The sequence below is a fragment of the Pseudomonas proteolytica genome (genome assembly GCF_007858275.1).
Lineage (GTDB): Bacteria > Pseudomonadota > Gammaproteobacteria > Pseudomonadales > Pseudomonadaceae > Aquipseudomonas > Aquipseudomonas proteolytica.
This window is the reverse complement of the sequence record NZ_VFEV01000045.1, coordinates 39,866-50,578: the sequence shown is the minus strand read 5'-3', so window position 1 is coordinate 50,578 and position 10,713 is coordinate 39,866. Positions and strand designations below refer to the sequence as shown.

Genomic DNA, 10,713 nt, shown 5'->3' with positions numbered 1-10,713 from the left:
ACAGCCGCGTCCAGGCAAACGGCAGTACGCCCTGCAACTCGCCATCGGTCAGGGTCAGCAGTTCTTCGCCGGTGACCATGGACACCGGGCAGCCATGGGTCGCGGTTTTATCGGCGCTGGCGCTGGCCGCGCCGTTGGGGTTTTTCGCGGAGGAAGGTGCGTCGTCCACCGCCTCATGTTTGATCAAGGCCGTCTTGGGCGCGGATTTTTCCCGCACCAGTGGCACCGGATTGGCGACTTCAATCGCGCCGGCCTTGAGTGGCACGCTGGGCACCGTTTTGATCTGTGTTGCGGGGCTGCCTAGCAATAACGGCTTGAGCGCCTCGGCATGGGGGCCCAACCCGGTTTGTGCAAACGGTCGGGCCAGTTGCTCCAGCCACTGGCGGACGCGCCCCGACTTGACCTTGCCCAGCACCTGCGCGCCCAGGCGCACTGTCACGCCCATGCCGGCAGTGACCCACACCAGCAACAGGTTGATCAGCACTTCGGCGCTGATTTGCCCCAGCAGTTCGTTCAAGTACGGCGGCGGCAGCATGCGCAGCCAACTGACCATCGCCGACAGGTAGATGAACAGCAGCGGCTCGTCGCTGAGCACCAGCAGGCCATTGGCGATGGCCTCCTGGCTCAGTTCCAGCAGGGCATCCAGTTCGGCCTGGGTGAGGTATTGCAGGAGTTTCTCGCTGTTGGGCCCAAGGTCCGCCAGCCATTCATACAATTGCTCGATGTTGTCCCAGAGCTCATGCAGTGCGTCGCCAAATCCACGGGCATAGGCGTGGTCCAGCAGGCGGTAGCGCTGCACAAAGTTGGCTTCGGAGTAGTCCTGCCACAGCGGCTCAAATGTGCTGGTCCAGTCGTTGCGCAACTGGCTTTCCAGCGGCGCAATGAGCGACTGATAAGAGGCATACAACGCCTTGACGTGGTCCGCGCAAACATTGGGGTAGAAGGTGATCCGATACGACTGGTCGCGGGTACAGTCGGTGACTTCAAGAATGCCGCTGGGGCCGATGGTTTTGTAAATGGGTTCGCCCAGCGGGCCACCGTCCTTGGGGACAGCTTGCAGCATCACCGGGGTGTTGCCGATGGGCACAAAGCGTGTGCTTTGGAACAGGTGCACCAGGGTCAACGAGCCACTGGCCTTGCACATCGCGACCGTGCTGCTGGGGGCTTTGGACGAAATGGGCGCCACCAGCGCCACCTCATCGCCCACCTTGAAGACCTGCTCGACCTCCAGCGCCGAGAAGCTCCAGAAACTCTCGGCCCACTGTTCATAGGTATTCAGGCATTGCCGGAAGTCGCTGAGGACCGCTTCGACGTCCCGTGTTTTGAAGTCCATGGCCGCCAGGACCATAAAGCCAATGGCGGCATTCAAGAGGTGGCCCCCAGGACGGGGGCATCAATTGGAAAGTACATCGGCGGTCCCTTGCGCTGTGTGATCAGGCGAGGGACTTTGCAGAGGTTTTCAGGGGGTATAAGTAGAGTTTATCTGGCCGCAGGGTGGGATATTTCGGTGGATGGCGTTGGCCAAGCGTTGACCTCGTTGTAGGAGTGGGCTTGTGTGTGTGGGCTTGCTCGCGAAAGCGGTGGAACAGTCAATAAATTCGGCGACTGACACTACGCTTTCGCGAGCAAGCCCGCTCCCACATAAGCTTACACACACACATTGGATTTATGGGGTTTGGGGGATTGCTGCCTGCTGCTTGTCCCGGCCCAGCACCAAGCTGCACAACGCCGGCAAGAACAGCAGCGTCAACACCGTCCCCACCAAAACCCCACCAATCAGCACATAGGCCAGCGACGACCAGAACACTGACAAGGTCAGCGGAATAAACGCCAACGCAGCCGCCAGTGCGGTCAATATCACCGGCCGTGCGCGGCGTACGGTGGCTTCGACAATCGCTTCGCTGGTCGCCATGCCGTGTTCCTGGTTCTGGCGGATCTGATCGGTGAAGATCAGCGTGTTACGCATCAGGATCCCGCCAATCCCGATCAGCCCCAGGATCGCATTGAAGCCGAACGGCTGGTTGAACAGCAGCAGGGTCGGCACCGCGCCGATCAAGCCCAGCGGCGCGGTGGCGAAGACCATGAACATCACGCCGAACGAGCGCACCTGGAACATGATCACCGTCAGGGTCAGCAGGATCATGATGGGGAATAGCGCCGCGAGGGCCACGTTGGCCTTGGCGCTTTCTTCGACGGGGCCGCCGATGTCCAGGTGATAGCCGGTCGGCAATCGTGCGATCAGCGGTTGCAGGTCTTTGTAGACGGCCATTTCCACATCGGGCGGCTGCACGCCGTCGACGATATCGGCGCGTACTTCGACGGTGCTCGCGCGGTTGCGGCGCTTGAGGATCGGTTCTTCCATCACCGGCTGAAAATGCCCTACCTGCGCCAGGGGCACCGATACCCCGGCGCTGTTGGTCAGGGTCATATTGGCGAGGTTGCCGAGGTCCTCGCGCTGGCTGCCCTGGGCACGGGCTACCACCGATACCGTACGGTTGCCTTCGCGCACTTCGGTGATGGGGTTGCCGCTGAGCAGGGCATTGAGTTGGGATTTCACCTCGTCGGGGGTGAAGCCCAGCAGGCGCAGGCGATCCTGGTCCAGCACCAGGCGATAACCGCTGCTGCGCTCGCCCCAATCGAGGAACGCATCCTTGGTCAGGCGATTGGCGGCGACCACCTGGCGCACTTCCTCAGACAGGCTGCGCAGCACATTCACGTCCGGGCCAGACACGCGAAAAACCACCGGGAAGGGTACCGGCGGGCCGAACAGCAATTGCGTCACCCGTACCCGCGCGGCGGGGAATTCACCGTCGGCGATACGTTCGCGCATGCGCAGTTTCAAGGCGTCCCGGGCATGGGCATCGGCGGTTTGCACGATCAGTTTGGCGAACGCCGGGTCGGGCAATTCGGGGTTGAGCGACAGGAAAAAGCGTGGCGCGCCGCCGCCCACGTAGGTGTCGACCATGCGGGTCTGCGGTTCCTGCAGCAGGGCCTTTTCCAGTTGCGCCGCCACCGCCTCGGTGCTTTTGAAGGCACTGCCCGGCGGCATATACACCTCCAGGATCAGTTCGGAGCGGTCGGAGTTAGGGAAGAACTGCTTCTTCACCACGGCCATGCCCAAGCCGCACAGCACAAACGCCGACACGACCAGGCCGGTCACCAGCCAGCGCCGGCGCACGCAGGTTTGCACCAGGTCGCGCAGTTTCTGGTACCAGCGGCCGGCATAGATTGCGTCGTGGCCGCCGGGCACCGGCTGGATGTTCGGCAGCAGCTTGACCCCCAGGTACGGGGTAAATACCACCGCCACCAACCAGGAGGCGATCAGGGCAAAGCCAACGATCCAGAAAATATTGCCGGCATACTCGCCCGCACCCGAACGGGCAAAACCCACCGGCAGAAAGCCGATGATCGTCACCAGGGTGCCGGTCAGCATGGGGGCGGCGGTGGAACTCCAGGCAAAGGTGGCGGCGTGGATGCGGTCGAAACCTTCTTCGAGCTTCACCACCATCATTTCAATGGCGATGATCGCGTCGTCCACCAAAAGCCCCAGGGAAATAATCAGCGCGCCGAGGGTGATGCGGTCAAATTCGCGACCGGTCAGCAGCATGATCACAAACACGATGGACAGGGTCAGCGGCACCGCGGCCGCCACCACCAAACCGACGCGAAAGCCCAGGGCCAACAGGCTGATGAGCATCACTACCGCCAGGGCGACGAAGAATTTGAGCATGAATTCATTGACTGCCAGGCTGATGTTTTTCGCCTGGTCGGAGACTTTCGCGAAGTTGACGCCCAGGGGCAGGTCTGCCTGGATCCTGGCTTCCTCGGCCTTGAGGCTCTTGTCCAGGTCCAGGCCGTTCCAGTGTTTTTCCATGATGATGCCGAGCATCAACGCGGGGTCGCCCTGGTGGCGGATGCGGTAGCTGGGCGGGTCTTCATAGCCACGGCTGACGGTGGCGACGTCGGCGATGCGCAGCACTTTGCCGTCCTCCGGCAGCGGCACGTTTTCGATCAGCGCCAGGCTGTCGAAGGCGCCGTCGATACGGATATAGGCGCGGGCACCGGCGGTTTCGACAAACCCCGACGGGGCCACAGCGTTTTGCGCAGCGAGGGCGGCGAAGATCTGTTCGGGTTTGATCCCGAGGGTGGCCAGGCGCTCGTAGGAGAACTCGACAAACACCCGCTGCGCTTGTTCGCCGAGGATATTGACCTTCTTCACCCCCGGTAGCCTAAGGAAGTCCTGGCGCATGGCTTCGGCCATCTGCACCTGCTGGCGATGGGGCAAGTGTTCGGCTTCCAGGGCGTACAGGGCGAAGTACACATCGGAATATTCATCGTTGAAGAAGGGCCCGATCACGCCCTTGGGCAGCCTGGCCGCTTCGTCGCTGAGTTTTTTGCGGGTCTGGTAGAACAGGTCCTGGATTTCATTGGGGCGCGTGGACTCGAGAAAGGTCATGCGCATCGACACAAACCCCGGTTGGGCGATGGTTTCCACGCGATCGTAGTAGTCCAGTTCCTGCAGGCGCTTTTCCAGGCGGTCGGCCACTTGCTCCTGCATCTCCTGGGCCGTGGCGCCGGGCCAGGCGGCGGTGATGGTCATGACCTTGACCGTGAACAACGGGTCTTCGGCGCGCCCCAGTTTGCCAAAGGAAAAAATCCCGGCGGCGAGTATCGCGAGAATCAGGAACAGCGTGACGGCGCGGTGTTTGACCGCCAGTGCGGAGAGGTTCAGGCCATGCATGCTCAAGGTTCCTGCCGGCGATTGAGGGTCAGTGCCTGGGCGGGCAACAGGCGCACGCTGTCACCCTGGTGCAGCAGATGCGCGCCGAGGGCGACGATCAGTTGGCCGGGGCTGACGCCGCCAGAAAGCAAGGCTTCTTCCTGGCCCAGGCTGGCCACGGTGACCGGGGCGAAGCTGACCTTGTCATCTGCTCCAATCAGCCACACCCCGGTGCCGCTGCCGGCATCCTGCAGGGCGCCGATCGGCACGCGGGTCTGTGGCGGCTGGCCGTTGCCTTGCAGGTGCAAGGTGATGGTGGAGCCGAGGGCGAAACGCTCACCCGCACCGTGCAACACATAGCGCGCGCGATAGGTGCGGGTGACGGGATCGGCACTGGCGGACAGTTCACGCAAGGTCGCGTTGACGGCTTGGTCCGGTGCACCGAAGGGCAAGGCCAGGGCTTTTTGCGAGGCGCGGTCGCGCTGGTTTTCCGGCAGGTTGATGACCGCTTCCCGCGCTCCGTCGTGGGCAAGGCGGGCGACGATCTGCCCTTCGGCCACCACCTGCCCGCGCTCTACCCGCACGTCGGTGATCACTCCGTCGCCATCGGCCCTGAGCACCGAGTAGGTACGACGGTTTTCGATCTGGCTGGCATCCGACTGGGCGGCGGCAAGCTCCGCTTCGGCGACCCGCAGGTTAGTCGCGGACTGGTCGAAAATCTGCCGTGACACCGCGCCGGTACTGGCCAGGCGCTGGTAGCGGTTTGCGTCATCGCGGCGCTGGCGTAACTGGGCCTGGGCGGCGTTGACGCGGTTTTTCGCCGAACGCAGCGCCAGTTCGAAGTCGCCGATATCCAGCACCAACAAGGTATCGCCCCGGGACACATGCTGGCCGGGATCGACCTTGCGTTCGATCACTTTGCCGCTGACCCGGAAACCCAGGTCACTTTCAGTACGGGCCGCCACCACGCCGGTATAGGCGTTCTGCTGGCTGGCGGCGGCTTCGACCTTGGCCGCCAGCACCGGGCGCGGCGGGGCAGCGTTGGCGCTGGGGTCGGCCTGGCTGTTACAGCCGCTGAGCAGGAGCAACAGCACCAGGGGCGGGAAAAGGCTGTGAAGGGGAGGGCGTGGGCTCATTTCAGGCTCCTGGCGGCGCTGGGTCGGTGAAATTACAATCGTAATATTTTGCCGAATATTACGACCGAAATATAATTTAAGCCAGCCCTTGTTCAGGTTTTGTAGGCGTCGGCTCGCCGGTGATGGTCGTTCAGGATGAGGTCAGATACCTGGCGCTCCGGGGTGTTCTTGCTGGCGTCATCGCTGCATCGGTATCTACACAACTTTGCCGCAACGCCTAAATCCAGGCAGATAGCGCAGTTGTGGCGTCCCGACAAGCCCGCTCGCCACAGGGGAGTTCGTCAGTTTCTGAAAGTTGTGTAGATACTTATGGTCATCGCTGGCAAGCCAGCTCCTACAAAAGCAAGCGGCCAGGGACGTGGGTGGAGTTGTCACACTTTGTCCAAGTTATTGGGGCGTAGATGATTACGATTCTCTTTTGAGAATAATCCTGAAGGTCTACGCCATGCTTCCTGCTTTTCGTCTTGCGCCGCTGGCCCTGCTGGTGGCCGGCAGTCTCAACGCTCACGCCAACGAGCCTGCGTCACTGGAACTCAATGAAGTGGTGGTCACCGCTTCTGGCTTTGAACAGAACGTCGAAGACGCACCCGCTTCGGTCACCGTGATCGACGGCGAGGCCCTGCGCCGCAAGTCGTACCGCGACCTGGGCGATGCCGTGCGGGATGTGGAGGGCGTTACGGTCAATGGCGGGGCCAATGAAACCGACATCTCGATCCGTGGCATGCCCGCCGACTACACGCTGATCATGGTGGATGGCAAACGCCAGAGCGCCCGGGAATCGCGGGTCAATGGCAACAGTGGTTATGAGCAGAGTTTTGTACCGCCAGCCGCCGCCATCGAGCGCATTGAAGTGGTGCGCGGGCCAATGTCGTCGCTGTACGGTTCCGACGCCATCGGCGGCGTGATCAACGTGATTACGCGCAAGGTCTCGCCACAATGGGGCGGTTCGATTGGCTATGACTACTCGGCCCGCCAGCACAGCGACCAGGGCAATGCGCGCCAGACCCAGTTCTACCTCAGCGGCCCGCTCAAGGAAGACCTGCTGGGCCTGCAGGTGTGGGGCCGTTACCTCGATCGCCAGGCCGATGATGATATCGAGCAGACCAATGGCTTCAGCAAGGCGGATCACCGCGATCTCACCGCACGACTGGCCTTCACCCCAAGCATCGACCACGACATCCTCCTCGAAGCCGGGGCCACGCGCCTGAAAAACGGTGATGGGATCAGCGCCAACTGGGCCACCCGTGAGCAAGAGAACAACCGCGATCACTGGTCGCTGTCGCACCAGGGTCGCTGGGGCTGGGCCACCTCGGACATCGCCTTTTCCCAGGAAACCTCCACCCGTGAAGGCCGTGCCACGCCAGCCCAAACCGATATTTTCGGACGCAAGCCCGAGGTCAAGAACAGCGTGTTCGACGCCAAGTTGGTAGTGCCCACCACCCATAACGTCAGCACCGTGGGCATGCAGTGGAACGAAAGCCAGCTGACCGACTGGAACCAGGGCCTGGGCGACCGCGTGGATTACGAGTTTTCGGTGGTGCAAAAAGCCCTGTTTGCCGAGAACGAATGGTCGGTCACCGACAGCTTCGCCCTGACCACCGGCCTGCGCCTGGATCATCACGAAGAGTACGGTGCCCACGTCAGCCCACGGCTCTATGGGGTGTGGCGCGCCACCGAGCAGTGGACACTCAAGGGGGGTATCGCCCGTGGCTTCAAGGCCCCGGAGATCCGTGCAGTCGTGGCGGACTACGCCTACCTGCGGCGCAACCGTTTTGTGATGTTCGGCAACCCCGACCTCAAGCCAGAGACCAGCACCAACTATGAAGTCTCGGCGCTGTGGAGCAACCGTGATGATCTGTCGGCGGGCGTGACCCTGTTCTACAACGACTTCCAGGACAAGCTGTCCACCGTGACCACCGACCAGCGCTGGAATGGCTACACCATCATGGAGCGGGTCAACGTCGACAAGGCAATCATCCAGGGCGTGGAGCTCAACGGCCAATGGGATATCAACCCCAGCGTGCTGCTCAAGGCCAACTACACCTACACCGATTCCGAACAGAAAACCGGCGCCAACGCTGGCGCGCCCCTGGCCCTGACCCCCAAGCAAAAGGCCAATGTGCGCACCGAATGGAGCATCAACGACCGCGCCCAGGCCTGGGCGTCGCTGAGCTACTACGGCGAGGAAACCGGCAACACCCTCACCAGCGAAAAACCGGCGCCGGGCTACACCACGGCCGACCTGGGCGGCTCGTTCGATGTGACCGACTCGCTGGTACTGAATGCCTCACTCAACAACCTGGCCAACAAGCGCCTGGATGACGAGACCTACGGCACGGTGAACTACGGCCGCACCTTGTGGATGGGCGCAACGCTCAACTTCTAGGTCAGTTGCAGACGGCCTTTGTGATGGCTAGGAGGCTTGCTGTGGAAAAAGGGCTTGCTGTGGCGAGGGGGCTTGTCCCCCGCTGGGCTGCGAAGCAGCCCCAACAAGCCTCACCCCCGGTTTATCTGATAGACCGAGATAGCAGGTTTTGGGGCTGCTACGCAGCCCGACGGGGGACAAGCCCCCTAGCCACATCAAGCCCTACAGCCACATCAATCTAAGCCGCCTGGGGCAGGCGCACCACCGCGCACAGCCCGGCCGGTGGGCGGTTTTCCAGGAGCAGTTCGCCGCCATGGGCCTGGATGCACGAGCGTGCAATCGCCAGGCCCAACCCCAGGCCACCGTCGCTGGCACCCAACTGCACAAACGGCTCGAAGACCTTGTTCAGCCAGTCCTGCGGCAGGCCGCTGCCATGATCGAGAATCTCCACGCACAGCACACCGTTGTCCTCGCGCTTGAGGCTGATACAGGCATCGCCACCGTGTTTGACGGCGTTGTCGATCAGGTTGGTCAGGGCGCGCTTGAGGGCCAGCGGGCGGCAATCGAGCAGCAGCGGTGGGGCGCCTTGCCAGGTGACCGGTTGCTGCATGCGCCGGTAGCGTTTGGCCAAGTCATCCAGCAAAGCGCTCAGCGAGGTGCGGCGGGTGGCTTCCTGCACGGCATCGTCGCGCACGAAATTCAGGGTTTCGCGCACCATGGCGCTCAGTTCGCCGAGGCTGTCGAGCATGTCGTCGCGTTCAGGGCCAGGTTCCAGCAACTCCACCTGCAAGCGCAGTTCGGTGATCGGGGTGTTGAGGTCGTGACTGACCGCCGCCAACATCCGCGTGCGCCCTTCGACATGCCGCGCCAGGTTGGCCTGCATGGTGTTGAAGGCGGTGGTCAGGTCGCGGGCTTCCTGGGGGCCGCTCAAGGGCAGCGGCGCGATCCATTCGCCCCGGCTGACCCGTTCGGTGGCCTGGGCCAGGGTCTTGACCGGGCGCACCACCCGCGCGATGAAAAACATCACGATCAGCAGCACTGGCACCGTGGTCACCGGCAGGCTGTAGGCCAGGACGCGGCCCCATTCATACGCCCCCGCGGGATGCTGCAGCGCGTTCAGGTACTGGCCGTCCGGCAGGGCGATGCTGCTGCGCAAACGCAACGGCGCCCAACCGGCGGGGCTGAACACATGGGTGCGGGCATTGGCGCCGCTGACCCGCTCCAACTGCATGCCGATGCTCACGTCTGGTGGCAGTTGCAGTTGCTGGCGCAATTCGTTGGCCAGGCGGCGCTCTTCGGGGCGCAGTTCAAACGGCTCGACTTCGGCGGTGGGGGCGATCCAGAAACGGGCGCCTTCGTTGCTCATGGCGGCCATCAAGTGCGCGGGTTCTTCGCCGTGCAGGTCGACGGCCGCGTGGTGCGCGATCACCAGGCGTTCCAGGCTGAAACTGCGCGATAGCGGGTGGATCAGGCTGCCGGTGCGTTGCAGGAACAGCATGGCGATGGCGTTGGAGGCCAGCAGCGCCAACAGCAGCAACAGGCTCAATTGCTGCACCAGCGTGCGCGGCCATAGGCGGCGCAAACGGTTCAAGAGACGCATGGGGTCACATCAGCCGCCAGCAGGTAGCCGCCACCCCAGATGGTGCGCAACAGGTCCACGGCTTCGGTGTCGTGGGCCAGCTTGCGGCGCAGGCGGCTGACCTGGCGGTCGATGGCGCGGTCGCTGACATCGCTGTCGGCGGCGGCGGTCAGGTCGATCAGGCGCTCGCGGGGCAACAGGGTATTGGGGTGGTTGAGGAACACTTGCAGCAACCGACTTTCGGCGGTGCTCAGTTGAACGGGGGGGCAGCCTTCGCGGGTCAGCACTGCGCTGATGGTGCTGAAGTGCCAGCCGGCGAAGCCATAGGTGCGGCTGGTCGGTGCCAGGGGGGCATGGGTGCGGCCCTGGCGACGCAGCACGCTGTTGAGGCGTGCCACCAGTTCCCGGGGTTCGAAGGGCTTGGTGATGTAGTCATCGGCACCCAGGTCCAGGCCCCGGATGCGGTCGGCGGCGGCATCGCGGGCGGTCAACAGGATCACCGGGGTGTTGCTGCGCCGATGCAATTGGTTGCACAACTCGAAACCGTCGCCATCGGGCAGCAGCACATCCAGCACGATCACGTCGAAGGCCTGGGTCTTGAGCAATTGCCACATGCCCGCTGCATCTTCAGCGGTGCGCACTTCGAAGCTGTGGCGACGCAAATAGATGGCCAGCGGCTCGCGGATCTTGCGGTGGTCGTCCACCACCAGGACGCGCGGCGCTGCCGGCGCAGGAGCAAATGGCATGGTGGCCCTCGGGGAGTTGAACGGGAGAGTGGGGATATTACTACGAGTCATTATCATTCACTCGCTTTATGCGCCATCGTTCCAGGGTCGTCCCATGTATGGAACGATGCGAGCCAAATCCGCCGTCTACCGCCTTATTGGTATTGGATTTAAGGTGTATGCACATT

The 10,713-nt window shown here is 62.9% G+C and carries 6 protein-coding genes; 1 reads left to right on the top strand and 5 read right to left on the bottom strand.

Going from position 1 to position 10,713, the window contains the following annotated elements; genetic code table 11:
* From FIV38_RS25665 to FIV38_RS25655, 3 genes are all read right to left on the bottom strand, one after another.
* Positions 1-1,333, bottom strand: a 1,333-nt coding sequence (locus FIV38_RS25665) for a DUF6531 domain-containing protein (RefSeq protein ID WP_236310835.1), incomplete at its 3' end; no start/stop codon positions are given.
* A 333-nt stretch (positions 1,334-1,666) separates the two neighbouring features.
* The gene (locus tag FIV38_RS25660; RefSeq protein WP_092238645.1) at positions 1,667-4,741 is read right to left on the bottom strand and encodes an efflux RND transporter permease subunit; all 3,075 of its coding nucleotides are present in this window, start codon (positions 4,739-4,741) and stop codon (positions 1,667-1,669) included.
* 2 nt (positions 4,742-4,743) lie between these two features.
* A complete protein-coding gene (locus FIV38_RS25655) occupies positions 4,744-5,856 on the bottom strand; it encodes an efflux RND transporter periplasmic adaptor subunit (protein ID WP_092238648.1) in 1,113 nt (370 codons plus the stop codon).
* A 445-nt stretch (positions 5,857-6,301) separates the two neighbouring features.
* Between FIV38_RS25655 and FIV38_RS25650 the strand changes: the two genes are divergently transcribed.
* Positions 6,302-8,242: a TonB-dependent receptor domain-containing protein gene (locus FIV38_RS25650; protein ID WP_029296715.1), complete on the top strand. Its 1,941-nt coding sequence runs from the start codon at positions 6,302-6,304 to the stop codon at positions 8,240-8,242.
* 217 nt (positions 8,243-8,459) lie between these two features.
* Here the strand turns inward: FIV38_RS25650 and FIV38_RS25645 are convergent, their stop codons facing one another.
* Together FIV38_RS25645 and FIV38_RS25640 are read right to left on the bottom strand one after the other, a co-directional pair.
* Positions 8,460-9,779 carry a sensor histidine kinase gene (locus FIV38_RS25645; RefSeq protein ID WP_092239376.1) on the bottom strand — a complete coding sequence of 440 codons (1,320 nt, stop codon included), beginning with the start codon at positions 9,777-9,779 and terminating at the stop codon, positions 8,460-8,462.
* Between the two features lie 29 nt (positions 9,780-9,808).
* Positions 9,809-10,546 carry a response regulator transcription factor gene (locus FIV38_RS25640; RefSeq protein ID WP_092238651.1) on the bottom strand — a complete coding sequence of 246 codons (738 nt, stop codon included), beginning with the start codon at positions 10,544-10,546 and terminating at the stop codon, positions 9,809-9,811.
* Between the last annotated feature and the right edge of the window lie 167 nt (positions 10,547-10,713).